The following is a 26,376-nucleotide window of genomic DNA, read 5'->3' as shown; positions in this document are numbered from 1 at the left end:
TATGTATGAAACCAGCTATCTTGGTAGCGCGTGCCGTTTTTCCACAGGTACTGGAGCGTTTGCACCAGTATTTTGAAGTTGAATCCAATCAGGATGATCACATTTTTACGCCAGCAGAGCTGGCTAGCCGGTTGCAGGGAAAGCAGGGCGCTTTAACAACGGCCAGCGCACGGATTAATGAAGACCTGTTGCAGCAAGTGTCTGGTCTGAAAATGGTCGCCAACATGGCGGTCGGCTATGACAACATTGATCTGGCCGCCTGTCATGCACACGGTGTGATGGCCAGTAATACGCCGGATGTGCTGAATGAGACGACGGCGGATTTCGGGTGGGCGCTGATGATGGCCGCAGCACGCCGGATTACTGAGGCTGAGCACTGGTTGCGGGAGGGGAAATGGACGAAGTGGCGTTATGATTATTTTCTCGGTCCCGATTTGCATGGCGCCACGTTAGGCATTATCGGCATGGGACGTATCGGTCAGGCGATTGCCCGCCGTTCGATGGGGTTTAATATGAAAGTCCTGTATCACAACCGTTCCCGTCTGAGTCCGGAACAGGAGTTGGCCGCTAATCATGCCGTTTATACCGGGAAAGAGGAGTTGTTACGTCAGGCTGACCATGTGATCCTGGTGTTACCTTACTCAGCGGCATCGCACCATGCCATTGGTGCAGCCGAATTGGGAATGATGAAACGAACGGCAACCCTGACCAATCTGGCGCGTGGCGGAATTGTGGATGATGTTGCCCTGATTGCCGCGTTAAAAGTAAAGCAGATCGCTTCGGCTGGTCTGGATGTCTTTGAAAATGAGCCGAAGTTTCATCCGGAGTTTTTAACCCTGGATAATGTGGTCTTGACGCCCCATATTGCCAGCGCATCGGAAAAAACCCGGCTGGCTATGGCGCAATGTGCTGCAGATAATCTGATTGCCGGATTGACAGGTGACATGCCTCCGAACCTGCTGACACTGAAATAATCAATGGCCGGCCCGGCTGGTCCGGGCGGCGTTTTCTGAATCTGTTATTTGAGCGATTCAATCAGATCCACATACTGCTGCATCGCGGCTTCCTGAGTGGTGCCTTTCAGATTTGCCCAGGCATCGAATTTGGCTCTTCCGACAAAGTCAGTCATGCCCGGGCGGTCTCCATTGGCATCACCGCTGCTGCCCTGTTTGTATAAGGCATAAATCTTCAGCAGTGTCATATTATCAGGACGTTCAGGTAAATTTTTGGAGTCGGCCAATGCCTGAGTAAACTGGTCTTGCAAGCTCATGAGAACCACCGGAAAGAAGAAAATAAAAGTGGAAAATACCATGTGCAGAAGTCGCTGAACAGGATTGTGCTAGAGTTTTCCCTCAGAAACGGCAAACCTGTTACCGGCAAATGAATGTACTGATAATGAGGGTGTTTATGCCTGATGGATAATCTGAATCTGACCCAGTTCCCGAACCAGCGCTGCAATCAGTCGTCCAGCGCAGGCATGTCCTTCCTCGTGGAGTATGTGCAAAGTCAAACCGTTGCTGGTCAGGCGTGCCGTGGCGGCAGGCATTTGCCCAGAGACGGTGGGCGACAAAAAATCATAACGCAGTGCTTCAGCCTGTTGCACTGGCATACCGCCTTCACTGGCCAGTAAGTGATGCAGGCGGGGAACTGCGGTGTCCGGGAATGAGATGGTGTATTCAGCTTTCATCATGTCGCGCCCCTGAGTCATCAGCTGGTCTGTGTTGTACGCCTTGTTTAGTGCAGGGTTGGTTCTGCGCCGCAGCAGGCTTTGAATTTTTTGCCGCTGCCGCATGGGCAGGGATCATTGCGACCTGTTTTCGGTGCATCTCGTTTTACTGTCGTAACGCCGGATTTACGCAATGGCGCCCAGAAACGGCGGATTGCCGGAATTGAAGTTTCAACATTCAGCGCCAGGGCATGGCATTTTTCCGGTGTATCGACGAATTTTAATTCGTCTTCTTTGATTTCTTCTGCGCCCAGTAGATAAATCGGCTGCAACAGCGGGCCGATTTCAGTAGATTCCCAGGCGGCTTCCCAGGCGTCGGCGCGTAATTGCATGCCTTCCCAGAAGCCCCACGCCCAGGTTTCGCCGTCAATCAGTTCCTTGCCATTTTGCTCCATGATGCAAAACAAAGGCTCATATTCCTGGGGTGCCACTTCAAAGGTGATCTGGATTTCGTTCATGAAACGTGCGATCAGGTTGATGATGCGCTGCATTTCTTTATCGTTTTTAAATTGTGGTTGCGCTTGATCCGGCAAGCCCCACACCAATGGCAACCACTCGGCCATCGGTATCATTTCCGGTCCAAGCGCGATGGCCGTCAGATAGCCATGCAGGGCATCCATCGTCATGCCGTCATCCCCCACTTTGTCGGACATGAGGAATTTGTCGAGTTCGTTGAATTCTTTGTCGCTGAGAGGTTCGTCGAGATGCATGGTCATACCTGAATGGAAATCAAAATACCGGCAGTGTAGCGCTTTGTGTGGATGCTGTGCAGCAGTTTTGTGTGCAAATGAAACGTTGCTGGCAGCAGCTAAGATGCGGTTTGCCATTGAGAAGCACGTACAATAATGCGCATGGATAAAGAAAATCAGATTGTCAGTCAGGCCGGTTCTTTCAGCGGATTGACGCCCGAGTGTGTGCTTGACGCGGTGGAGTATTGTGGCTTTCGCTGCGATGGCCGTTTGCTGGCATTGAACAGTTATGAAAACCGGGTGTACCAGATTGCACTGGAGGAGGGGGCGCCGCTGATTGCGAAGTTTTACCGGCCGCAACGGTGGACGGATCAGGCCATTCTGGAGGAGCATCAGTTTGTGCAGGAGCTGGTCGCGCAGGAAATTCCGGTGGTGCCGGCAATCCGCGACCGTCATGGTCAGGGACTGCATCATTATCAGCATTACCGCTTTTCGCTGTTTGCGCGTCAGAGCGGGCGGGCGCCGGAAACCGGCGATGCCGCCACGTTATCATGGATAGGACGCCTGATCGGACGTATTCATGCCTGCGGCGCGACCCATTCCTACGTGCATCGCCCGTCGATTGACCCGCATCATTTCGGTGTGATGCCGCGCACATGGTTATTGCAGCATGATTTCATTCCTGCGGATTTGCAGGAGGCTTACCGCAGTGTTTCGCAACAGGCGCTGGATGGCGTGGTGCGCTGTTATGAGCGGGCTGGCGATGTGCCGTTATTGCGTCTGCATGGGGATTGTCATCTGGGGAATATTTTATGGGTTAGCGACGGAGAGCAGGCCGGGCCGCATTTTGTCGATTTTGATGACAGTCGTATGGGACCCGGAATACAGGATTTATGGATGCTGCTATCCGGTTCGCGTGCTGAGATGCAGGCTCAGTTGACGGATATTCTGACTGGTTATGAAGATTTTTATGAGTTTGACAGTCGCCAGCTTTATCTGATTGAAGCACTTCGTACCCTGCGTCTGTTGCATTATTCAGCCTGGCTGGCGCAGCGCTGGAATGACCCCGCATTTCCTGTTGCTTTTCCATGGTTCAATACCCAGCACTACTGGCAGGACAGGATACTGGAATTGCGTGAACAGATTGCATTGATGGATGAGGCGCCGTTGTGGCCGGTATGAACTCAGTCGGCGTACGATCCGGTACAATGCCGCACATTTGATGAATCCGGACTGCGAAGTCCATGCACGATTGGAAATAACATGACTCAGGATGAACTGAAACGCGCTGTCGCTCAGGCTGCCATTGCCTATGTGGTGGAAAATGAAATTGTCGGCGTCGGCACCGGTTCGACCGCCAACTTTTTTATCGATGAACTGGCGAAAATTAAACATAAAATCAAGGCAGCCGTCGCCTCTTCTGAAGTAACGGCTGCGCGGCTGCGCGGTCATGGCATTACCGTACTGGATTTGAACGAAGTCACTTCCATGCCCGTGTATATTGATGGCGCAGATGAAATCACGCCGCAAGGAGCAATGATTAAGGGTGGGGGGGCTGCACTGACCCGCGAGAAAATCGTCGCCTCGGTCGCTGACAAGTTTATCTGTATTGCGGATGGCTCCAAGCTGGTTGATCAGCTGGGACGTTTTCCGTTACCGGTGGAAGTGATTCCGATGGCGCATGCTGTGGTGGCTCGCAAGCTGAACGCGATTGGCGGAGAAGCCCGTCTGCGCCTGAAAGATGGACAACCCCTGATTACTGATAACGGCAATATGATTCTCGATGTGCACGGTTTGCAGATTGCTGATCCGGTAGGGTTGGAAGCGGTGATGAATAATATCGTCGGAGTGGTCACGGTAGGTCTGTTTGCACGTCAGGGGGCGAATGTTTGCCTGCTGGGGACGGAAACCGGCGTGAAGACGCTGCAGTTCTGAAGCAGGCTCAAGACTTGGAGCACGCTTTTTTGAGGTTGAATTACTGCATACTCCCCCCTTATTTTTTGAAAAAACTCTGATCCCCTTATCAAATAAGGAGAATTTTGGGTACTGAGGGGAGTATATTTGAGCAGTATTCCACTCCAAGTGATGCAGGTGCTTAATTTCCGTAAAATTTATTGCGTAACAGCAGTGGCAGACTTGCAAAAAAACCCGCATTGGCGGGCTTTTTTTTTTACGATATGCCTGATCAGGTTCAGGCTGATGGCGGCACGTATCCGGCGGCGGCATCAGCGCCTTCGCCAAAAAAGTGTTTTTCCATTTGAGTGGCAAGGTATTTGCGTGCGCGTACGTCGGCCAGATTCAGACGGTTTTCATTGACCAGCATGGTCTGGTGCTTCATCCAGCCAGCCCAGGCTTCCTTGGAGACGCTTTCAAAAATGCGCTTGCCTAATTCGCCGGGATAAGGTGGAAAGTCGAGACCTTCGGCTTCTTTATCTAATTTGATGCAGTGGACCATACGGGCCATGGTGTTACTCCTCAGAAAAACTCAGAACGATCACATGATGTCTGCCGGATTGCCGGCATGACTTGTCAGTGACCGATTATAAAACGATCAGATCAGAGCTGCTTGATCAGAACCAGAGATTTGCGTTGCCAGTTGTACATTTTTTGGCGGTCTTTAGGCAGGTCGTCAACGCTGGCTTTGACGAAGCCCCGCTTCAGGAACCAGTGCTCGGTGCGGGTGGTCAGCACAAACAGCGAGTGAAAACCGGCGCGCCGTGCGCGTTTTTCCATGTGTTTCAGTATGCGCTCGCCATCTCCCTGGCTCTGTACGTCAGGATTGACGGTGAGGCAGGCCATTTCTGCCATTTTGTCGAACGGGAAAGGATACAGTGCGGCACAGCCAAAAATCACCCCGTCATGCTCAATCACCGAGAAGTAGTTGATTTCGCGCTCAATCAGTTCACGTCCGCGCTTGACCAGCGTGCCATCGGCTTCTAATGGTTCTATGAGCTTAATGATGCCACCGACGTCTTCAATCGTGGCCTCGCGCAGACTCTCCAGATTTTCCGATGTCACCATGGTGCCGACGCCATCGTGCGTGAACAGTTCCAGCAAGGCTGAACCGTCCATTTTGTATGGCACGATGTGAATGCGTCCAACCCCGCCGCGGGAAGCCTTGACGGCATGTTCCAGATAGAACGCGGAGTCCGGTGGCAAATAACCGGCATTTAATTCCTGTTCGGCCTGCATAAATGACAGCTCGCGGATTTCATCGCCATCCTGATCTGCCATCATGGGAGTTTCTGTGATGAATATCAGCTTATCGGCACGTAATGCAGTGGCGGTGGAAACTGCCACGTCTTCCATCGTCAGATTAAATGCTTCTCCCGTCGGGGAGAACCCCAGCGGTCCCAGTAACACGAGGTTCCCTGCTTCCAGAATTCTGTCAATGGTGTCATAGGCCACTTTGCGCGCAGTACCAGTCAGACCAAAGTCAATGCCATTGACAATGCCAATCGGTTTTGCAGTCACAAAATTTCCGGAAATAATCCGTATTGCCGAATGCGCCATCGGCGTATTTGGCAAGCCCTGACTGAACGCGGCTTCGATATCAAGGCGTAACTCGCCAGCGGCTTCTTTGGAGCATTCCAGGGCTGCGGTATCAGTAATGCGGATACCGTTGTGGAAGCGACCCTCGACATTACGCAGCGCAAGTTGCTCGGCCACTTGTGGCCGGGAGCCGTGAACGATCACAATCTTGATACCCAGTGCATGCAACAGGGACAGATCCTGCGCGAGTACAGGCAAAGCGCCCGCCATCACCAGCTCGCCAGGGAAGGCGACAACAAAGGTTTTGCCACGGAATGCATGAATGTAAGGTGCGACTGAGCGCAGCCATTGTACGAATTGAATGGGATTTTCCATCCGTAAATTATAAGCGGAGACAGATTCTTTTAAAAACTTATCTATATGCTAGCGTATAGACGATCATTAAAAAAGAATTGAAAATTTTCTTTTACGGAAAAATATATTTGTTATTTTATTAAAAATTGACTATTTAAATAATTCAGTTTCGCACTATATAAGTCATAGTTTTTGCGGGTAATGCTATTGTTTCTCGCTAACATGAGCTGTTCAGCCGTTTCCTGAAACTCTCCTAGTCGATAATGGACGATAGCAAGCCAAAAGTGGCATTCATCGTTATTTGGATTGTGTACTATCTCTTCATGGAGTAAATTTTTAGCATTAATCAAATCGTTGTTTTGAATTGCAAGTTTTGCCTGGTTTAAGAAATAAAATGGTTCATAGGGTTGTAGATTTTTTAGCTTTAATCCAATTTTATTCGCTGAGTCTGTATCGCCTAATTTCATTAGTGTTTCGTGCAAGTTACTTAATGCAATGATATTTTCCGGATGTTGCCTTGTAATTTGTGTAAATATTTGTTTTGCAAGGATCAGATCGCCATGTCTTCTATAAATGACGCCCAAGGTATTGAATGAAGTTAAGAAGTTAACATCCTGAAGTATTGCTGCGCGTGCATACCAATAGGCATCATCAATACGATCTTTTGATAATAATTCTGCGGCTCTGTTATTTAAATACATTGCAATGACACGTTTTTCTGATATCTGGCTTGAGCGTTGCCTGAGAGCTTGTTCTGGTGGAATGAAGTCAATAATCAACGTATCTGTCTGATCGATTCTGGATCTGTCGAATGCCGCTTTCTTGCCAAGCACGATATTGACGTGCCCTGCAGAAAAATATATTTCCCCCATTCTTTTCCATGCTTCCTCGTCAAATTCGACATTTTGATATTCAACATACATATCTAATTTTTTAGCTAATGCTGCAGTCATTAGCACCAGCGACAGGCAATTACCAGTTTGGGTTTTAAATGTTTCTGCTGCATTTTTTGTCATCTCAGCATCATATTCAATGGAGATTTTTCCGCTTTTTGTGATAGCGTTAAATAATGCTCGCTTCGGATCATTGCCTCGACGAATGTAATATTTCACCTGGTTGGAAAGAAAGTCTTGCATTTCATTGCTGACATCCAAAATTTCTTCAACATGAATTGATTTTTCCGGAGGGGTAAAGAGATCATCATGAAAAGATTTTGATATATTCAGAGGAATGATAGTGTCACATCCTGATATCAGGCAGATGATGCATAGTAATATCCATGCCTTCATTTTTATCTCCACTTTGTGATTTTCCTCTGAGAAGTATAGCTGTACAAAAAATAAACAACTGAGAAGTTGTTGTATTAGAGTTATATTGTTTGGATTAGAAGAAGTCAGTTCCTTGTGCGGAAGTTATGCCAGAAATCTGGGATAATGCGTCCCGCTATGTCTTCAAACCCATCTACTAAAAAAAATACATCAAAAGCGGTGCCTGTCTCTGAGGGCTTGTCCGGGCTGCGTGATTTACGTCAGCAGTTGCGCCAGCAGGCGCAAGTGGTGGATCAGCAACAAAAAAAGCCGGCCAAATTACAATCTGCCCCTGATTCCGCCTATGTTGGCGATCAGTCACCTGTTCCGCGAGGGGCTGGGGGACAGTCAAAATCTACCATGCAAAATGGACGTGAAAAGGAACCCATTGCGCTTGTCCGCAATCCTTTACCTGCGATCACCTTTCCGGAGGAATTGCCCGTTTCCGGCAAGCGCGAAGAAATCGCGGCTGCTTTACGCCAGCATCAGGTCATTATCGTTTGTGGTGAGACTGGCTCCGGTAAAACTACCCAGTTACCAAAAATCTGTCTGGAACTGGGGCGCGGTTTGCATGGGCTGATCGGCCACACTCAGCCGCGCCGGATTGCAGCTTCCTCCACCGCGAAGCGTATAGCGCAAGAGTTGAATTCGCCGCTGGGTGAACATGTGGGTTTTAAAGTGCGCTTCACCGATACCCTGAGTCAGGGCGCATCGGTCAAGCTGATGACGGATGGGATATTGCTGGCCGAAACCCAGACCGATCCGCTGCTGCGTCAATACGACACCATCATTATCGATGAGGCCCATGAACGCAGCCTCAATATTGACTTTCTGCTCGGCTATCTGAAGCAATTGCTGCCTAAGCGTCCTGATCTGAAGCTCATCATCACTTCCGCCACCATCGATGCCCAGCGCTTTGCGCGGCATTTCGCTGAACCGGCTGCGACTGGGCAAGAAGTCAGGCCCGCGCCAGTGATCGAGGTATCGGGGCGTTTGTACCCGGTTGAATTACGTTATCGCCCGGTGCAGCAGTCAGAGAAGGATAAAGAGCGTGACCTGATGACCGCGATCACCGATGCGGTCGATGAGTTATGCCGTATCGGTTCCGGCGACGTGTTGGTGTTTCTGCCCGGCGAGCGCGAGATCCGTGATGCAGCAGAAGCCTTGCGTAAGCATCATCCGCCGCATGTGGAAATTCTGCCGCTGTTTGCGCGACTCTCGGCGCAAGAGCAGGAAAAGGTGTTTAAAACGTCGAATACGCGCCGTATCGTATTAGCCACCAATGTGGCGGAAACCTCGCTGACGGTGCCTGGCATACGCTTCGTGGTCGATACCGGACTGGCACGTGTCAAGCGCTACAGTTACCGCAATAAAGTCGAGCAGCTACAGGTCGAGGCGATTGCGCAGTCGGCTGCCAATCAGCGTGCTGGTCGTTGCGGCCGGGTTGCGGCAGGTGTGTGTATCCGCTTGTTCGATGAGCAGGATTTTCAGCAGCGTCCGCCATTTACTGAGCCTGAGATTTTGCGTTCCTCGCTGGCCGCAGTCATCTTGCGTATGAAGTCGTTGCGTCTGACCGATGTGGAGACTTTCCCATTCATCGAGCCGCCATTGGGCCGCGCGATCGCAGACGGCTACCAGTTATTGCAAGAGCTGGGCGCGATGGATGAAAGTAATCAGCTCACACCGGTGGGCCGTCAACTGGCGAAACTGCCACTGGACCCGCGGGTAGGGCGCATGATTCTGGCGGCGCGCGATCATCAGGCCTTGCAAGAGGTGTTGATCATCGCTTCCGCCTTATCGGTGCAAGACCCGCGTGACCGGCCTATGGAAGCGCAGGCGGCGGCGGATCAGGCGCATAAGAAATTTGCTGATGAAAAATCGGAATTCCTGTCGTATCTGAAAATCTGGACCTGGTTTGAAGAAGCGATTGAGCATAAAAAAACTAACCGCCAGTTGCAGGATAATTGCCGCTCCCATTTCCTGAGCCAGATGCGCTTGCGCGAATGGCGCGAGGTGTATTCGCAATTGCTGACCATAGTTAAAGAGCAGGGTTGGCGGTTGAATGAAACTCCGGCTACTTATGAGCAATTACACCTGTCGCTGCTGACGGGTTTGCTCGGCAATATAGGATATAAATCCGACGAAGAGGCGCATTATCTGGGGGCACGCGGCATCCGCTTTTATATCTGGCCCGGTTCCAGTCTGGCTAAAAAAGCCGGACGCTGGATTATGTCGGCTGAGCTGGTCGATACCTCGCGTCTGTATGGCCGCTGCATCGCGCAGATCCAGCCGGAATGGCTGGAAAAAATCGGTGGTCATCTGCTCAAAAAATCCTATGGTGAACCGCGCTGGGAAAAGCGCAGCGGGCAAGTCAGTGCATTTGAGCGCGCCACGCTGTATGGTCTGGTGGTCTACAGCCAGCGCCGCATTCAGTATGGACTGTATCACCCGGCTGAGGCGCGCGACATCTTTATCCGTGAAGCGCTGGTCGGTGGCGAATTCGATACGCGTGCACCATTTTTTGCCTACAACCAGAAACTGGTGCGCGAAATTGAAAATCTGGAGCATAAATCGCGCAGGCTGGATGTACTGGTGGATGATGAATTAATCGTCGCGTTTTACGATCAGCATCTCCCGGCCGATGTCTGGAATGCGGTCTTGTTTGAACAGTGGCATAAAGAGGCGACCAGCAGCAATCCCAAACTGCTGTATCTGAATAAAGATGAGCTGATGCGGCATGAAGCGGCCGGCGTTACGACCGACCTGTTCCCCAAAACCATGCAGGTATCGGGTGTCGCTTTGCAGCTCAGTTACCACTTTGAACCTGGCAGTGCGCGCGACGGTGTGACGCTCACGATACCCTTGTTTTCGCTGAACCAGGTCTCGGCTGATCGTGCGGAATGGCTGGTGCCGGGTATGCTGAAAGCAAAGGTACATCTGCTGATTAAGTCACTGCCGCAAAAAATCCGGCGCCACTGCGTGCCTTTGCCTGATTATGCGGCGGGTTTCTGTGAGCGCGTTGATTTTGGTAAAGGTAATTTTCTGGATGCGGTGATTGCTGATATCCGCGAGCAAACCGGCTTGATGTGTAAAACGACCGATTTTAAATTTGAATTACTGCCCGCCCACCTGACCATGAATTTCAAGGTGGTGGATGAGCATGGCCGCCAGCTTGAGATGGGACGTAGTCTCGCGCATTTACGCGCAGAGTTCGGCACCCAGGCACGCGAAAGTTTTCAAAAGTTGGCGAGTGCCGAAAAACTGGCTTTGTTAGAAGGCGGCGCATCACAAGCAGTGGCTGGTACTGGTAAGGGCGCAGTTAAGAGTACGGGCACACCAGCGCTGCAGTCAGCGGCGCCATCCGGCAAGCAAGGCACAGCAAGCAGCGCGCCGTCCGCTGCACCGGCCTTATATCAGCAAGAAAATCTGACTGCCTGGACCTTTGATAGCCTGCCGGAATTGCTGGAGGTACAGCAAGGCAAGCAAACCCTGATCGGGTATCCTGCGCTGGTCGATAAGCTCACGCATTGCCATATTGAGGTATTTGACGATCCGGATGAGGCCGCGCGCTATCATCGTATCGGCCTGCGTCGCCTGTTCGCCTTGCAACTCAAAGAGCAGGTGAAGTTTTTAGAAAAAAATATCCCGGGCTTACAGCAAATGGGCATGCAATTCATGGCACTGGGTTCGCAGGAGGAATTGCGTGAGCAGATTATCCAGACCGCAATCGAACGCGCCTGTCTGCAGGCGCCTTTGCCTGCCAATTCCGGTGAATTCAATATCCGGCGTGAAGAAGGTAAGGCCAGACTGAATTTGCTGGCCAATGAAATCGCACGCCTGGCGGGCTTGATCCTGGCGGAGTATTACACCCTGCCTAAAAAATTGCAGGGCTTGAAAGCGCATCCGCAAGCTATGGCAGATATTCAAAGTCAGTTGCAGTCGCTGATCACCAAGCGTTTCATCGCCGAAAATGAATTCAGCCAGCTTGCGCATTTCCCGCGCTATCTGAAAGCCATCAATGTGCGTATCGACAAGCTGCGCGCTGATCCGGCACGCGATGCGCGGCAACAGGCAGAGTGGAATAGTGCAGCCCAGGGCTGGCAGCGTACACCGCGCAAAGCAGGCTTTGGTTCAGATATCGATCCGAAAATGCTGGAATACCGCTGGCTGCTGGAAGAGTTACGCGTTTCGCTGTTTGCACAGGAGTTAAAGACGCCGATGCCGGTTTCGGTCAAGCGCCTGCAAAAAATCTGGGAGAGCATGCAGCGCTGACAGCGATCAGGTTGCAGAAATAGGATGAGATGAATCATAAACTGACGTCATCAATCATCGCCTTACTGGTGGTTCCTCCTTTGCTATGGGCAGGAAATGCCGTAGTAGGACGCATGGTCAATGATTTGCTGCCGCCGGCAACCCTGAATTTTTTTCGCTGGCTGATTGCGTTCTGCATTCTGCTCCCGGCTGGTTTTCGGATTTACCGGCGCGGCAGTTTATTCTGGCGAAACTGGCACCGTTATGCGGTGCTGGGTTTGCTGGGAGTTGGAATGTACAACACATTGCAATATCTGGCACTGCGCAGTTCCACGCCGATCAACGTCACTCTGGTGGCGGCCAGTATGCCAGTATGGATGTTGCTGATCGGGCGCCTGTTTTTTTCAGCACCGATTTCACGCTCGGCAGTGATGGGAGTGTTGGTGTCGATCAGCGGGGTATTGCTCGTATTGAGTCGTGGCGATCTGACGCATCTCATGGGGTTGCGGCTGGTCCTGGGTGATTTACTGATGCTGGTGGCTGCAATTGCCTGGTCGCTTTACAGCTGGTTGCTGATGCATGGTAATGATGGTGATCTGCGGGACCACTGGGCGACATTTTTACTGGCGCAGGTCAGTTTTGGTGTACTTTGGTCAGGCATGTTTGCCCTTGCCGAATGGACGCTGACCACGCCAGTTATTCACTGGAACTTTGCATTGGCAGCAGCTCTGGTGTTTGTCGCCGTGGGGCCGGCATTAATTGCTTTTCGTTGCTGGGGCGCCGGGGTACGGCAGGTCGGGCCAAATGTTGCGGCATTTTTCAGTAATCTGACGCCTTTATTTGCAGCGTTGTTATCGGCATTATTTCTGGGAGATACGCCACAGCTCTTTCATGCTGCAGCATTTGTACTGATCGTGACAGGTATTTTTCTGTCTTCGCGTCGCAATTGACAGCAAGTGTTGCTGATGATTCAGAGTGGGTCTGCGACGCCGATGGGTGTCGGGCTGATTTGCACGATTTGGGAAAATAGCTGCTCATAGCGGTAACGTTCTCCCGCGTCGTCCAGACGGTGGCGATTTTCCAGAAATGCCTGATCTACTTCATGCCAGTCGAGTACATTCAATACTTGCCGCGCGACCGGAATGATGACTTCTTCTTCGGTGTGCATATGGGAGTAGTAAAAGTGGGCATATTGTTCCACCAGATCGCGAAAATGGGGAAAGGCTTCTGCGCCCCGAAATTCATAGTGTAAGAGTGCATCCAGCAATTTATGCACCAGATAGTCGCCCTTGCTGTGCTGTTCAGTTAAAGCATCGAGTTCATTATCGAGCTGGTGCGTACGTTCCTTGATTTTGGCAAAAAGAAACTGATCCTCTTTGGGGTGATGCACTTTTTCCGGATATTCGGAGATGTAATACAGCATGGCACGGAAGACCTTGATATCCGGTGACGAACCACCTTGTCCGATTGAACGGACGAAATACAGCATGCCTTGAATGACTGCGGAGAGATGTTCATGTTCCTGACGGATGATGTCCAGTGATACAGGGTGAAAATTTCGGGCTGCCATAGTGATCTCCGGATATTTTTTTTACTCTACCTCAGCATGTAAAAACACTATTGATGCTGCTCAAACCGTATGCGGATAATGCTGGCAGGGCAATGTGCTCCCCCTTGTTTTCTGATACGGAGACAAAAAAGTGCTGACATGAAGTCAGCACCTGAACTGGTCAATATTGCTAAAGGAAAATCACCGTTTAGCAAGTATGCTTTCGATCTGATCCATGATGCTGTTCATCCGTTTGAAGACCGCCTGATAAGGCGCCGGGCTGGCGAGGTCAACGCCGGCTTGTTTGACCAGATCATAAGGGTAGGCAGACCCTCCCGCTTTCAGTATGCCAAGATATTTGTCGCGTGCACCGGGTTCCATCTTCAGGATTTCATCTGCGAACATGGAGCCGGCAGCGATGGAGGTGGCGTACTGGAAGACATAAAAACGGGTATAGAAATGCGGGATATATGCCCATTCTGTCGTATAGGTATCATCGATTTTCATGATGCCTTCGCGGTCGCCATGATAGCGTTTCAGAATGTCGCCATAAATCTGGCTTAACGCTGTTCCGGTCAGGGATTCTCCACGATCGACTTTGGCATGTACTTCCCGTTCAAAATCTGCAAACATCGCTTGCCGGAAAAATGTGCCGCGCAGATTTTCCAGCGCTGACCCCAGGTACAGCAGCCGTTCATCGTCGCTCTTTGCTATCTTGAGCATGTGATCGAGTAAAAATACTTCGTTTGTCGTGGATGCGATTTCTGCCGTGAAGATCGGATAATCTGCTGTGATAAAAGGCTGGTGCTTATTTGCCAGATACGAATGCATCGCATGGCCCCATTCATGTCCCAGCGTGGACACTGACTCATAATCGTCGTTGTAGTTCAACAGCAGGTAAGGATGCACATCATAAGCGATACCTGACATATAGGCGCCGGATCGCTTACGCGGACGGGGATACACATCCATCCAGCGCTCACCGGTGGCTTTGCGCATGGCGTTGGCATAGTCTTGCCCCAGAGGCTGGACGGAATCAAGCATGAGTTGGATCCCATCATGGATGGGATATTTAAAATCACCGGAAACCAGAGGCGGGTAAATGTCGTAATAAGCAAGGTCTTTGACGCCTAACATTCGGGCGCGCAGCTTGAAATAACGGTGCAGCACCGGCAGGTTGGCGCGGGTTTGTTCCACCAGCGTGTCATAGACTGCACGCGGTATATGGTTTGCATCAAGCGCACTGGTGAGTGAATCAGGATAGTTTCTGACTTTTGCATACACAGCATCCTTTTTCAGCTGTTCATAGAAAAGCACACCATAACTGCGTTCAAATTCCTTCCACTTTCCCCAGAAAGCATCAAACACCAGCTTCCTATCTGCCCGGCTGGAAGATGCCCGGTATTTGGTATAAGCAGCCTGGTCAATGACGACCTCCTCGCCATTGGACAAGCGGATTTTTGGCCATGGCATATCCGCATTGGATAACGTGGAATACACGGCGCTTGCTGTGCCGGTAGCCATGCTGAAACCGGAGATCAGTTCCTCTCCTTTTTTGTCCAGCGTATGCGGTGCTCCGCGCAGAATATCGTGCAACTGAAAACGGTACTGGGACAGTGCCGGTATTTTGGTCAGCAGACGATCTGTTTTCGCTGTACCCATCTGCAATATTTCCGGGCGCAGAAAAGAGGTCGATTCCTCCAGTTTGCTTCCCAGAATATCCGATCTTTGCTGAATATCCTGTCCGGTATTATTGCCCGTATCCTGATCGCGCAATTGTGCAGCATAAGTGGATAAACGCGCGTAGCGTTTCAGCAAGTCTGCATATAAATCCAGGCAACGTTGAAATTGTTTTTCATTATCAGCCAGATGACCGCTGCATTTTTGTATGTCCGGAAACTGTTGTTCCAGCATTGCGGCATCTTTATCCCAGGCAGCCTGATTCTGATACAAATCCTGCAGATTCCAGCGCCAGCTTTCAGTGTCATTTGCATGGGCGGCATAACTGACAAAAGGGGAGGCGGTGGCGAGGACAAATAAGCTGCGGATAAGGTATTTATGCATGATTCAGCGTCCGGGTTGGGGATGGATGAGACTGGAGAGTGAGCATCAAAAGAAAGCGATTAGAGCGGAAATCATATAAAAAGTTCTTAAAAAGACAAAAGCAGGAGCGCTCATGCGTTTTTTTTGCATGATATTTCAAAATATATTCGTCTTGATAATTGTTGTAAATAATAGTGATTCTCATTTATAATATAACCCTCCCGCAGCCAGCTATGTCAATTTATCTACCCGCCAGCCAGCCTTTGAAATCTGATTTCCGAATTACAAAAGGACCTGGAAATGATAAAACTGAGCCGTCTGACACCTCTGGCAATATTATTAAATAGCGTCGTGTTTCCCGTCTGGGCGCAGACGGCATCTGCTGAAGGTGCCTTACCCGAAGTCAAAGTGACTGGTACTGCCGATAAAGGTTACACAGTTAACCGCAGTCGCACCGCGATGAAAACCGATATGCTGCTGCGCGATACGCCACAGGCAGTCACAGTTATCAGCAAAGAGTTGATCCGCGATCAGAGTATGCAGAGTCTGTCTGACGTCATCCGTTATGTACCGGGTATCGTTGCTGCGCAAGGCGAGGGCAATCGTGACACTGCGGTATTTCGTGGCAATAGTTCGACCGGCGATTTCTATGTGGATGGTATCCGTGACGATGTGCAGTATTACCGGGATTTCTACAATATTGAAAGCGTCGAGGCACTCAAAGGTTCCAATGCCATGATCTTTGGACGTGGCGGTTCTGGTGGCGTGATCAACCGTGTGACTAAACAGCCTGACTGGCGCACTATCAGGGATGCCAGTATCACACTTGGCTCATGGAATCAGCGTCGCGTGACAATTGACGCCGGCCAGGCCTTGAGCGAGAGTGCAGCGGCGCGTGTCGCTGCTGTCAGCGAAGACAGCGACAGTTACCGCAACGGATTTCATCTGAAACGTTCAGGCATTAACCCTACGCTGACATTGCGGGCGGGCAACGATACCAGCGTTGTTATCGGTTATGAATACTTCAAGGATCAGCGGACTGCCGATCGTGGTATTCCGTCTTTTCAGGGGCGTCCATTGAACACGGATGCATCGGCATTTTTCGGTAATCCTGAAATCAATACGACCTGGGCGAAAGTCAATGCTCTGACGACATTGATCGAACATGATTTCGGACAGGGCGTGAATCTGACTAACCGGACCCGTTATGCAGAATACGACAAGTTTTATCAAAATATCGTACCGGGAGCGGTGAATGCCGCCGGCACCATGGTCGCCCTATCTGGCTACAACAATGCAACTCAGAGAAATAATTTCTTTAATCAGACCGATGTCAGCTGGGGCCTGAATACAGGCAGCGTCCGGCATAAACTGTTGGGCGGCGTTGAGCTTGGCAGGCAGGAAACGGATAATTTCCGCAATACTGCGTATTTTCAGACCGGCGGCGGATTACTTACTTCCATCAATGCGGCTTTAGCCAATCCTGTTGCCAGTACGCCGGTGATTTTCCGGCAGTCAGCAACGGATGCCAATAATCACGGTACGGTGACGACAAAAGCGATTTATCTGCAGGATCAGATCGAGTTGTCATCGCAATGGCAGTTCATTGCGGGTTTACGCCGCGATAGCTTCGATGTTGATTTTACGAACAACCGTACCGGTGACCGTATCAGGACGACAGATACACCCGTGTCGCCGCGTGCCGGACTGGTGTTTAAGCCGCTGACCGAAGTTTCCCTGTACCTGAGTTACAGCAAGGCATTTGTGCCGCGTGCAGGTGATCAGCTCTCGTCCCTGACTCTGACCAATCAGGTTCTGGATCCGGAAGAATTCAAAAATCTGGAGCTGGGTGCCAAGTGGGACATCAACCCTGGATTGTCTGCAACAGCGGCACTGTATCAGCTCGATCGCAGCAATATTGCAGTCAGCGATCCGTCTGACCCCAGCAAATCGATCCTGGTGGACGGTCAGCGCAGTCGCGGGCTGGAGCTAGGGTTGAGCGGCAAACTGAGCCGCGACTGGAGCATGATGGCCGGATATGCCTATCAGGATGCGAAAATCACCAAAACACAGTCGGCAACGGCGCTGGCAGGTGCAACACTGGCCCAGGTGCCGCGCCATAGTGCATCACTCTGGAATCGCTATGATTTCAGCCCGGTTGTGGGTGCTGGTTTGGGGATTGTTTATCGCAGCGCGTTGTACGCATCGACGGATAATACGGTCACGATTTCCGGCTTCACACGTCTGGATGCGGCTTTGTTTTATACCATCAGTAAAAATCTGAAGATGCAGCTGAATATCGAGAATCTGTTGGATAAAAAATATTATGCTTTCGCGAACAGCAATAACAACATCACTCCCGGCTCACCGCGCGCCTTGCGAGTCAGTCTGAATGCCAGTTTTTAACTGAATCAGATTTTGTTGGTCGTACTGATGCCCCGGTTCCGGGGCATTTTTTATTTTTCCTGCATTCGTCCGGTGATTGAAATCACCGGTGAATCCGCTATTAACGCTTTTCTGGTTAAAGATACTTTGTATTTCTCCACCAGAATGTCGTGTTATTGCAGATCGAGCGATCAGCATTCCTCTAGTACAATCGGGACAGGCATGGGTGCTGCCATTTTTTGCAGCCCCATCATTTTCGATATATTTCACTGATGAGCATGAAACGACCTCGCTTTTTACCTGACAACATGACGCTGTTGTTGCTGACGATGGTGATACTGGCCAGCATTTTCCCCGCACGGGGAAGCGTCGCCACTGGTTTTGATTATTTATCGACAGGCATGATTGCATTGCTGTTTTTCATGCATGGAGCAAAATTGTCGCGTCAGGCGGTGATTGCAGGGATTACACACTGGCGCCTGCACTTGCTGGTATTGCTGATGACTTTTGCTGCCTTTCCGCTGATCGGCATGTTGCTGAAACCCATGATGTTGTGGCTGGTCACACCGGAACTGTATATCGGGATTTTATTTTTATGCGTGTTGCCTTCGACGGTTCAGTCATCTATTGCTTTTACCGCTTTGGCAAGAGGTAATGTGCCTGCTGCGGTTTGCAGTGCATCGGCCAGTAATCTGCTGGGAATTTTTCTGACTCCGCTATTGGTCAGTATGATGATAGTAACCCAGGGAGAAAATCATTCTTCGTTGCAGGCCATGCTGAAAATCGTTTATCAATTGCTGCTGCCGTTTGTTGCCGGTCAGATTGCACGACCGTGGTTGCAGAGCTGGATGGAAAAACGTGCCAGCAGTCTGAAAATGCTGGATCAGAGTTCCATCCTCATGGTGGTGTATGTCGCTTTCAGTGAGGCTGTGAGTGAAGGATTGTGGCAGCAATTGCCATTGACAATGTTGTTGAGCCTGCTGGTGATCAGCGTTGTCATGCTGGGGATGATTATGTTCCTGACGACGTTTGCCAGCAGGCGTCTGGGATTTAGCAAGGAAGATGAAATCACGATCTTTTTTTGCGGCTCCAAAAAAAGTCTTGCCAGTGGGGTTCCGATGGCAAAAGTGCTGTTTGCCAGTCATACTGTCGGCATGGTGTTATTGCCGCTGATGTTATTTCATCAGTTGCAGTTAATGGTTTGCGCGGTCATGGCTCAGCGCTACGCTAAAAGATAAGGAGAAATGATGCCTCGTTTTGCAGCCAATCTCAGCATGATGTACACCGAACTGGATTTTACCGACCGTTTCGAAGCGGCGGCGAAAGATGGTTTTCGCGGAATTGAATACCTGTTCCCCTATGATTATCCGGCACGACAATTGCGCGGACTGCTTGATGCGAATGGGTTGCAGCAGGTGCTGTTTAATGCGCCGCCGGGTGACTGGGCTGCCGGTGAGCGCGGGATTGCGTCTTTGCCCGGGCGTGAAGAAGAGTTTCGTCGCGGTTTTGAACAGGCGCTGGAATATGCCGCCATATTGGGAAACCGTCATATTCATGTAATGGCAGGGCTGGCAGTTCCTGACATTGAGCAGGCAAAACAGCATGCCGTATATTTGAGCAATCTGGCGCATGTGGCATTGCTGGCATCCAGGGAAGGAGTGACCGTCCTGATCGAGCCTATCAATACCAGAGATATGCCCGGCTACTTCCTGCACTATCAGCAGCAGGCACAGGATATCTGTGATGAGCTTGCAACGGCGCATCTGCAGGCGCAGTTTGATATTTATCATTGCCAGATCATGGAAGGAGATATTTTGCGTAAGCTGGAGCGCTACTTGCACCGGCCACAGGCCGGGATAGGGCATATCCAGATTGCCGGTGTGCCAGACAGGCATGAGCCGTCCGAAGGAGAGGTGAATTACCCCTACCTGTTCAGTCAGCTTGATCGTATGGGATATACCGGCTGGATTGGCTGTGAATACCGTCCGCGGGCTGGTACTTCAGAAGGGCTGGGCTGGCTGCAGCAATGGCGCTGAAGCAGCTGATGGAACCGTAATAGAAAAAGGACAGCCAGTGGTTGTCCCTTTTTGTCTGCGCGCGGTTGGGGGAGAGCTGATTATTCGTCGGCAACCTGCAGAATCAGTTTGCCAAAATTTTTTCCTTCAAACAGCATCATCAGGGTGTCCGGGAAGGTCTCGATACCTTTGACGATATCTTCACGCGTATGAAACTGGCCTTGCGCCATCCATTGGCCCATCTGTGCCACCGCTTCGCCGTAGCGGGCTGCATAATCAAAAACAACAATCCCTTCCATCCGTGCCCGGTTTACCAGCAGTGAGAGGTAATTTGCAGGGCCTTTGACCGGGGTGGTATTGTTGTACTGAGAAATCGCACCGCAGATCACAATGCGTGCTTTCATGTTGATGCGGGTTAAGACCGTATCGAGAATATCGCCGCCCACATTGTCAAAATAAATATCTACGCCATTCGGGCAATGCTGCTTCAGTCCGTCTTTGACGGAATCATTTTTATAGTCTATGCAGGCGTCAAAACCTAATTCATTCACGACGAAATCGCATTTATCCTTACCGCCAGCAATGCCAACGACACGACAGCCTTTTTGTTTGGCGACCTGACCAACTGTCTGGCCAACGGCGCCAGCGGCACCGGAAACTACGACAGTTTCCCCGGCTTTAGGCTGCCCGACATCAAGCAATCCGAAATACGCCGTCATACCGGGCATACCCAGCGCGTTCAGATACTTGGGTAAAGGGGCGAGGCGAGGATCAATTTTGTAGAACGCTGCTGTTTTATCTTCTGCTGCGCCAACCCAGTACTGCTGTACGCCGGTACCGCCGGAAACATAGTCACCCACAGCAAACCGGGATGATCTGGACGCAATGACTTTACCAACGCCGCCAGCACGCATCACTTCATCAATCGCAACCGGGCGGATATAGGATTTTCCTTCATTCATCCAGCCTCGCATTGCCGGGTCGAGTGAAATATAAATGGTCTGTACCAGAATTTCACCTTCATTGATTTCCCGCACTGGTTCGCTGACGAATTTCCAGTCACTGTGTTTGGGATTGCCGACAGGGCGTGCGGCGAGGCGATATTGCTGATTGCGATAACTGCTCATGTTGTCTCCGAAAAGGTAAGGCAAAACTTGGTCAGGTTAGTATGCATGTTTTGCTGTGAATGACTATACACTAATTAGAACGATCGTGCTTTTTATTTTGATTTCCAGAAAATATCAACGTCTGATTGTCTCTGAGATTTATATCCGGCCATTGCGTTAAAACATCCCCAGTTCATTTGGTGATTGATCCGGTACAGCTTGTCCGACATCCCATAATTCGATAATTTTTCCTTCATAAAAACGAAACAGGTGGACAACCGCCATCACCTGTGAGGCATCCAGGAAGCGTATTCTGGAGTGCACGGCTACTAGTTCGCCATCTTGTAATGCTCTCTGGACTTCGAAAATCTTATCCGGGTGCGCAACGGCATTTTGCTGCATCGCTGCCATCAGAGACTTCCCATCGCTGTTGAAAAAAGGATTGTGATGGCAGAAGCCGGGCGCGCAATACTGACTGAATGCCTGTTCGGCATGACCGGTAGCAGCCAGTTGTAGAAATGAAATAGCGGATTCTTTCAATGCGTACCTCACAGGGGAGCTTGTTTTTTGCTGGGAAGGATATATTGGCTGCAGGATGCATTGCACTACACCTGCAGCTTTTCATCATACTCAAAATAAACGATGACACAAAAAAATATCCGAAACATGCGCTCGAAGCCGGTATTCCCGCTGAATTGAACTGCTGATCGTGCGACAATACGGCGTTCATTTTTATTTTATCTGACCAAATTTAATTTGCCAGGGTGCCTGTCTTTCATCAGTGCATCCGTTTTTTCAGAATCATGACTTTACGACCTGAATACATTCTTACTTTATCTTGCCCGGATCAGCGCGGCATTGTGCATAGCGTTTCCGGATTTCTGGCGCAACACGGCTGCAATATTATTGATTCTGCACAATTTGGCGATGCGCAGTCTGCCAGTTTTTTTATGCGGGTACATTTTGCTGTCGAAGACAGTGCGGTCGGTGAAACTGTATTGCGTGCCGAATTTGCGATACTGGGAAGCCAGCTGCAGATGGAATGGCAATTGCATGATGCGCACCACAAACCCCGCGTGATGCTGATGGTATCGAAAATCGGTCATTGCTTAAATGATCTGCTGTTCCGTTATAAGAGTGGCCTGCTGCCGGTAGAAATCAAAGCGATCGTTTCCAATCACACGGATTTTTATCAGCTTGCCGCCAGCTACAATATTCCGTTTCATCACCTGCCGCTGGTAGCAGGAGCCTCGGCAGAGGCAAAGCAAGTGCAGGAAGATAAGATTCTTGACATCGTCAGCAGCAACGAGATCGAGCTTGTCGTGCTGGCGCGTTATATGCAAATCCTGTCTCCTGCGCTGTGCACTGCATTGAAAGGCCGGGCAATCAATATCCACCATTCTTTTTTACCGAGCTTTAAAGGCGCGAAGCCTTACTACCAGGCGCATGAACGTGGTGTGAAGCTGATCGGTGCAACAGCGCACTTTGTCACCAGTGATCTGGATGAAGGACCGATCATTGAGCAGGATGTCGAACGGGTGGACCATGCGATGGACCCGGAAACACTGACGGCGATTGGCCGGGATGTGGAGTGTGTGGTGCTGGCAAGGGCTGTGAAATGGTTTGTTGAGCACCGGATTTTGTTAAATGGACATAAAACAGTGGTGTTCCGGTAATGGCACTGAAATCGATTATTTATAAAGCCGATCTGAACATTTCAGATATGGATCGCGGTTATTATGCCGACCATCAGTTGACGATTGCCCGTCATCCATCCGAAACGGATGAGCGGATGATGATTCGTGTGCTGGCATATGCGATGTATGCATCGGAGCGACTGGAGTTTGGAAAAGGTATTTCAGATACGGAGGAGCCGGATGTATGGGAAAAAGACTATACCGGTGCGATCCGTCTCTGGGTAGAGGCCGGCCAGCCGGATGACCGGCGTTTGCTCAAGGCCTGCGGCCGTTCGGAGCAGGTGCTGGTGATCAGTTATGCCAGCGCCAGCGATGTCTGGTGGAAACAGATGAACAGCCGTCTTGACCGTGCCAAAAATCTCAAGGTGCTGAATGTGCCGGCTGCGCAAAGCCAGGCGCTGGAAAAGCTTGCGCAGCGCACGATGCAACTGCAATGCACCATACAGGACGGCCAGATATGGATGTCGGCAGGAGATATGTCGGTGCAGATTGATCCGGAAACGCTGAAAGATTTCGGCTAATGAAAGTGCCTGCCGGCTGGTATCTGCAGCATTAAAAAAGGGTTGCTGTGCGCAACCCTTTTTGATTGAATCGGGGGGCAAACCAGTCAGGCGATACCTGCTGCATCAAAGTAACCTTCGAACAAAATTGAGCTCAGATAACGCTCACCAGAGTCCGGTAATATCACCACGATTGTTTTTCCCGCATTCTCCGGCAGGAATGCCAGACGGGTAGCCGCAGCAACGGCAGCGCCGCAGGAAATGCCTGCCAGGATGCCTTCTTCCTTTGCCAGTCTCTGGGCAAACAGCACAGCATCTTCATTGCTGACCTGTTGAATCTGATCGATCAGCGATACGTCCAGCACATCCGGTATAAAACCGGCGCCGATGCCCTGAATTTTATGCGGCCCGGGCTGTATGGGTTGCCCCGCTCTTTGCTGGCTCAGCACAGGACTGCCAACAGGCTCTACCGCGACTGACTCGAGAGCCTTTCCCCGTGTGTGTTTCAGGTAGCGTGATACGCCGGTAATGGTGCCGCCGGTACCGACGCCTGACACAAAAATGTCGATATTTCCACCGGTATCTTCCCAGATTTCAGGGCCGGTAGTTTGTTCGTGAATGGCAGGATTGGCAGGATTTTTGAATTGCTGAAGCAGAATATAGCGTTCCGGTGCGCTGGCGCGGATTTCCTCAGCTTTGGCAATGGCGCCGTTCATTCCTTTGCTTCCTTCCGTCAGTACCAGATTCGCACCGAATGCTGCAAGCAGCTTTCTGCGTTCGATGCTCATGGTTTCCGGCATAGTCAGCGTCAGCGGTATGCCTTTGGCTGCAGCGACAAAGGCCAGCGCGATACCGGTGTTACCACTGGTCGGTTCGATCAATTCCTTGCCCGGAGTCAGCAGGCCGCGTTGTTCTGCATCGGCGACCATCGCTGCGCCGACACGGCATTTGACCGAGTACGCCGGATTCCGTCCTTCAATTTTTGCCAGTACAGTCGCACCGGCACCGGCCGTGATGCGATTGAGTCTGACCAGCGGAGTGCGGCCAATAGATTCTGCATTATTAGAAAAGATCGCCATGATGTACTTTCAAAAAACAGAGACAAATATGAAATGAAGGTGTCCGTATAACTGTTAGTGTTCTTCAGGCTTTATTGCCGGTCAGCACCCGATGGAGCCAGTGGCTGATATCGTCAATTTCTTCCGCGCAGACGGAGTGTGGCATCATGTATTCATGCCATTCAACCGGATAGCCGAGTTCCATTAATAAATCACGCGATTGTTCGGCACGCTGGATAGCGATGACCGGATCGCCACGGCCATGTACCAGGAAAACCGGCGTCTGCTGATTGGCCGCACTGCGTTCTGCGGCGACCTGGTCACGCAGCGGAACATAACCGGAGAGACACAACAATCCCGCCAGCTTTTCCGGGTAACGCAGACCGGTCTGCAAGGTCATGGCGCATCCCTGAGAAAAACCGGCCAGGAAAATACGGTGTGCAGGGATGCCACGGGCGATTTCCCGGGCAATCAGTTTCTCGATTTCGCCTTGCGATTTACGCAAACCCGCCTCATCCTCACGGCGTGCGATATCTGTACCCAGAATGTCGTACCAGGCACGCATGACATAGCCGCCATTGATGGTGACGGGAATCGCCGGTGCATTGGGGAAAACGAAACGGATGCCTGGCAGCCCTTGCAGATTCAACTCTTTAACAATGGGCACAAAATCATTGGCATCAGCACCCAGTCCATGCATCCAGATAATGGCAAAGGCAGGATTCGGGCTGCTTTCAATTTCTACTGTATCGAGTAACTGATTCATAGTGTCATGCAGGTGATGGTAAATGGGGGGAGAAGTGGCTTTTAAAATAGTGGGTGTTCCGGCGGATCCGCCAGCCGACAGCATTACACTTGTCATCAGGGCGATCCGGCGGCAGGATTGTTTGGATAACGGCACGCCACGCTTTCGGATTGCATGGAGATATCAGCTTTTGGGACGGACGGCTGATTTGGGGCGGAAAGCTTTACACACTGTCTCATGCGTTTCAATATAAGGGCCGCCAATCAGGTCAATGCAGTATGGGACTGCCGCAAAAATTCCCGAAACAATCTGCTGACCAGCGGCATCTTTCAGACCTTCCAGTGTTTCCTTGATCGATTTGGGTTGTCCCGGCAAATTCAGGATCAGCGCGGCATGATCCGTCGTTTCACGGATCACGGCTACCTGTCGCGATAAAATGGCCGTAGGAACGAACTGCAGACTGATCTGGCGCATTTGTTCGCCAAAACCTGGCATTTCTTTGGTGGCGACGGCCAATGTTGCCTCGGGTGTCACATCTCGCCTGGCAGGCCCTGTGCCGCCAGTGGTAATGACCAGGTCACAGCGGGCATCATCCACCAATTCGATCAGTGCTTGTTCGATAGATGCCCGGTCATCCGGAATCAACCTGGTTTCCATGATCCAGGCACTGCTGAGTGCTGTACTGAACCAGCTTTGCAGGGCCGGCAATCCCTGATCCTGATAAACGCCGGCCGATGCCCGGTCTGACACGGATACCATGCCAATGCGCAGCGCACGCTCAGGATCAGCAGGATTATTCATGTTCATCATCCTCTTCATTTTCCTGATCCATATCATCCGTGTCGCTGCTTTGGGAGGCGGAGCGTTGCACCTGTTTCAGTATCTGGAAAATTTCACGATAAGCCTTTGGCGGCTTGTTGTCTGCCTGTTCTTTGCGTGCATTACGGATCAGGGTACGCAATTGCTGCACGTCAAGTTCCGGATGTTCAGCCGTTAACTCGGTCAGCGCATTATCATCGGCCAGCAGTTTTTCACGGCGCCGTTCAAGGGCGTGCATGGCGGCAGTCTCTGCTTTAGATGCACCTTTCCAGCTATCGATGGTTTTTTGGATTATGGCGACTTCTTCTTCATTCAGGCTGCGCATTTTCTTACCGACAAACTGCAACTGGCGACGGCGCCCTTCGTGATTTTTGATCTGTTGGCATTCGAGAATAGCTTCGCGCACATCTTCTGGCATCGGTACCCGTTTAACGCGGTCGCGCGGCTGTTCCACCAGTTCTTCGCCCAGTTTCTGCAAAGCGGTCATTTCACGTTTGAGCTGGGATTTGGATGGACGATCGTATTCTTGTTCAAACTCATTGGATTGGTAGCCACATGAGCCGCGATTGGGATTTGGCATAATTCTGCGCCTTTACTGTAAACTAAATGAGGTGGGTAGGAACAGGCTATTGCTAGCCCA

At 50.8% G+C, this 26,376-nt stretch carries 24 protein-coding genes; 10 read left to right on the top strand and 14 right to left on the bottom strand.

Annotated elements, in window-relative coordinates; all coding sequences use genetic code 11:
• Positions 1 to 5 precede the first annotated feature (5 nt).
• Entirely contained in the window at positions 6 to 974 is a 969-nt protein-coding gene (locus HV832_RS03195) for a 2-hydroxyacid dehydrogenase (RefSeq protein ID WP_176802133.1), read from the top strand.
• A gap of 44 nt (positions 975 to 1,018) precedes the next feature.
• Here HV832_RS03195 and HV832_RS03190 read toward each other — a convergent pair whose 3' ends face one another.
• The 3 genes from HV832_RS03190 to HV832_RS03180 all read right to left on the bottom strand — a co-directional run bounded on the left by HV832_RS03190 (position 1,019) and on the right by HV832_RS03180 (position 2,436).
• Positions 1,019 to 1,270 carry an acyl-CoA-binding protein gene (locus HV832_RS03190; RefSeq protein WP_176802132.1) on the bottom strand — a complete coding sequence of 84 codons (252 nt, stop codon included), beginning with the start codon at positions 1,268 to 1,270 and terminating at the stop codon, positions 1,019 to 1,021.
• Between the two features lie 135 nt (positions 1,271 to 1,405).
• A complete protein-coding gene (locus tag HV832_RS03185) occupies positions 1,406 to 1,690 on the bottom strand; it encodes a hypothetical protein (RefSeq protein WP_176802131.1) in 285 nt (94 codons plus the stop codon).
• Positions 1,691 to 1,734: 44 nt separating this feature from the next.
• Positions 1,735 to 2,436 carry a UPF0149 family protein gene (locus HV832_RS03180; RefSeq protein ID WP_176802130.1) on the bottom strand — a complete coding sequence of 234 codons (702 nt, stop codon included), beginning with the start codon at positions 2,434 to 2,436 and terminating at the stop codon, positions 1,735 to 1,737.
• A gap of 141 nt (positions 2,437 to 2,577) precedes the next feature.
• Between HV832_RS03180 and HV832_RS03175 the strand changes: the two genes are divergently transcribed.
• A complete protein-coding gene (locus tag HV832_RS03175) occupies positions 2,578 to 3,597 on the top strand; it encodes a serine/threonine protein kinase (RefSeq protein ID WP_176802129.1) in 1,020 nt (339 codons plus the stop codon).
• An 81-nt stretch (positions 3,598 to 3,678) separates the two neighbouring features.
• Positions 3,679 to 4,350, top strand: coding sequence for a ribose-5-phosphate isomerase RpiA (gene rpiA / locus HV832_RS03170; protein ID WP_176802128.1), 672 nt, complete (start codon positions 3,679 to 3,681; stop codon positions 4,348 to 4,350).
• 256 nt (positions 4,351 to 4,606) lie between these two features.
• On the opposite strand, the gene HV832_RS03165 is transcribed toward rpiA, so the two are convergent.
• From HV832_RS03165 to HV832_RS03155, 3 genes are all read right to left on the bottom strand, one after another.
• A complete protein-coding gene (locus HV832_RS03165; protein ID WP_176802127.1) occupies positions 4,607 to 4,879 on the bottom strand; it encodes an oxidative damage protection protein in 273 nt (90 codons plus the stop codon).
• 92 nt (positions 4,880 to 4,971) lie between these two features.
• On the bottom strand, positions 4,972 to 6,282 hold the full coding sequence (gene argA / locus HV832_RS03160; protein WP_176802126.1) for an amino-acid N-acetyltransferase: 1,311 nt from the start codon (positions 6,280 to 6,282) through the stop codon (positions 4,972 to 4,974).
• Between the two features lie 110 nt (positions 6,283 to 6,392).
• Positions 6,393 to 7,550 carry a tetratricopeptide repeat protein gene (locus tag HV832_RS03155; RefSeq protein ID WP_176802125.1) on the bottom strand — a complete coding sequence of 386 codons (1,158 nt, stop codon included), beginning with the start codon at positions 7,548 to 7,550 and terminating at the stop codon, positions 6,393 to 6,395.
• A gap of 156 nt (positions 7,551 to 7,706) precedes the next feature.
• Between HV832_RS03155 and hrpA the strand changes: the two genes are divergently transcribed.
• Positions 7,707 to 11,840, top strand: coding sequence for an ATP-dependent RNA helicase HrpA (gene hrpA / locus HV832_RS03150; RefSeq protein WP_176802124.1), 4,134 nt, complete (start codon positions 7,707 to 7,709; stop codon positions 11,838 to 11,840).
• A gap of 29 nt (positions 11,841 to 11,869) precedes the next feature.
• Positions 11,870 to 12,769 carry a DMT family transporter gene (locus HV832_RS03145; protein ID WP_176802123.1) on the top strand — a complete coding sequence of 300 codons (900 nt, stop codon included), beginning with the start codon at positions 11,870 to 11,872 and terminating at the stop codon, positions 12,767 to 12,769.
• 20 nt (positions 12,770 to 12,789) lie between these two features.
• Here the strand turns inward: HV832_RS03145 and HV832_RS03140 are convergent, their stop codons facing one another.
• Together HV832_RS03140 and pepF are read right to left on the bottom strand one after the other, a co-directional pair.
• Positions 12,790 to 13,389 (bottom strand): hemerythrin domain-containing protein, encoded by a 600-nt coding sequence (locus HV832_RS03140; protein ID WP_176802122.1) that lies wholly within the window; start codon positions 13,387 to 13,389, stop codon positions 12,790 to 12,792.
• Positions 13,390 to 13,569: 180 nt separating this feature from the next.
• Positions 13,570 to 15,432, bottom strand: a complete 1,863-nt coding sequence (pepF, locus tag HV832_RS03135; protein ID WP_176802121.1) for an oligoendopeptidase F — start codon at positions 15,430 to 15,432, stop codon at positions 13,570 to 13,572.
• Between the two features lie 279 nt (positions 15,433 to 15,711).
• Between pepF and HV832_RS03130 the strand changes: the two genes are divergently transcribed.
• The 3 genes from HV832_RS03130 (at position 15,712) to otnI (ending at position 19,832) form a co-directional block, all read left to right on the top strand.
• Complete coding sequence (locus tag HV832_RS03130) at positions 15,712 to 17,817, top strand: TonB-dependent receptor (RefSeq protein WP_176802120.1); 2,106 nt, start codon at positions 15,712 to 15,714, stop codon at positions 17,815 to 17,817.
• A 257-nt stretch (positions 17,818 to 18,074) separates the two neighbouring features.
• The gene (locus tag HV832_RS03125; protein ID WP_176802119.1) at positions 18,075 to 19,034 is read left to right on the top strand and encodes a bile acid:sodium symporter family protein; all 960 of its coding nucleotides are present in this window, start codon (positions 18,075 to 18,077) and stop codon (positions 19,032 to 19,034) included.
• Positions 19,035 to 19,043: 9 nt separating this feature from the next.
• Positions 19,044 to 19,832, top strand: a complete 789-nt coding sequence (gene otnI / locus HV832_RS03120; protein WP_176802495.1) for a 2-oxo-tetronate isomerase — start codon at positions 19,044 to 19,046, stop codon at positions 19,830 to 19,832.
• Between the two features lie 80 nt (positions 19,833 to 19,912).
• Here otnI and HV832_RS03115 read toward each other — a convergent pair whose 3' ends face one another.
• Positions 19,913 to 20,938: an NADP-dependent oxidoreductase gene (locus tag HV832_RS03115; RefSeq protein WP_176802118.1), complete on the bottom strand. Its 1,026-nt coding sequence runs from the start codon at positions 20,936 to 20,938 to the stop codon at positions 19,913 to 19,915.
• Between the two features lie 156 nt (positions 20,939 to 21,094).
• Positions 21,095 to 21,457 carry a nuclear transport factor 2 family protein gene (locus HV832_RS03110; protein ID WP_218131951.1) on the bottom strand — a complete coding sequence of 121 codons (363 nt, stop codon included), beginning with the start codon at positions 21,455 to 21,457 and terminating at the stop codon, positions 21,095 to 21,097.
• A gap of 263 nt (positions 21,458 to 21,720) precedes the next feature.
• Here HV832_RS03110 and purU point away from each other — a divergent pair, with 263 nt between their 5' ends.
• Positions 21,721 to 22,593 carry a formyltetrahydrofolate deformylase gene (gene purU, locus HV832_RS03105; protein ID WP_176802116.1) on the top strand — a complete coding sequence of 291 codons (873 nt, stop codon included), beginning with the start codon at positions 21,721 to 21,723 and terminating at the stop codon, positions 22,591 to 22,593.
• Complete coding sequence (locus HV832_RS03100) at positions 22,593 to 23,135, top strand: YaeQ family protein (RefSeq protein ID WP_176802115.1); 543 nt, start codon at positions 22,593 to 22,595, stop codon at positions 23,133 to 23,135. The genes purU and HV832_RS03100 overlap by 1 nt, the downstream gene beginning before the upstream one ends.
• A gap of 86 nt (positions 23,136 to 23,221) precedes the next feature.
• Here the strand turns inward: HV832_RS03100 and cysK are convergent, their stop codons facing one another.
• The 4 genes from cysK to yjgA form a co-directional block, all read right to left on the bottom strand.
• Positions 23,222 to 24,193: a cysteine synthase A gene (gene cysK / locus HV832_RS03095; RefSeq protein WP_190431982.1), complete on the bottom strand. Its 972-nt coding sequence runs from the start codon at positions 24,191 to 24,193 to the stop codon at positions 23,222 to 23,224.
• A gap of 64 nt (positions 24,194 to 24,257) precedes the next feature.
• Complete coding sequence (locus tag HV832_RS03090; RefSeq protein ID WP_176802493.1) at positions 24,258 to 24,938, bottom strand: alpha/beta hydrolase; 681 nt, start codon at positions 24,936 to 24,938, stop codon at positions 24,258 to 24,260.
• A 162-nt stretch (positions 24,939 to 25,100) separates the two neighbouring features.
• A complete protein-coding gene (gene mog, locus HV832_RS03085; protein WP_176802114.1) occupies positions 25,101 to 25,718 on the bottom strand; it encodes a molybdopterin adenylyltransferase in 618 nt (205 codons plus the stop codon).
• Complete coding sequence (yjgA, locus tag HV832_RS03080) at positions 25,711 to 26,316, bottom strand: ribosome biogenesis factor YjgA (RefSeq protein ID WP_176802113.1); 606 nt, start codon at positions 26,314 to 26,316, stop codon at positions 25,711 to 25,713. Before yjgA ends, mog begins: the two co-directional genes overlap by 8 nt.
• Positions 26,317 to 26,376: the final 60 nt, after the last annotated feature.

Source organism: Cognatundibacterium oligocarboniphilum, assembly GCF_013377855.1.
Lineage (GTDB): Bacteria > Pseudomonadota > Gammaproteobacteria > Burkholderiales > Burkholderiaceae_D > Undibacterium > Undibacterium oligocarboniphilum.
The sequence above is the reverse complement of the archived record's forward strand: the minus strand, read 5'-3'. Positions and strand labels throughout refer to the sequence as shown.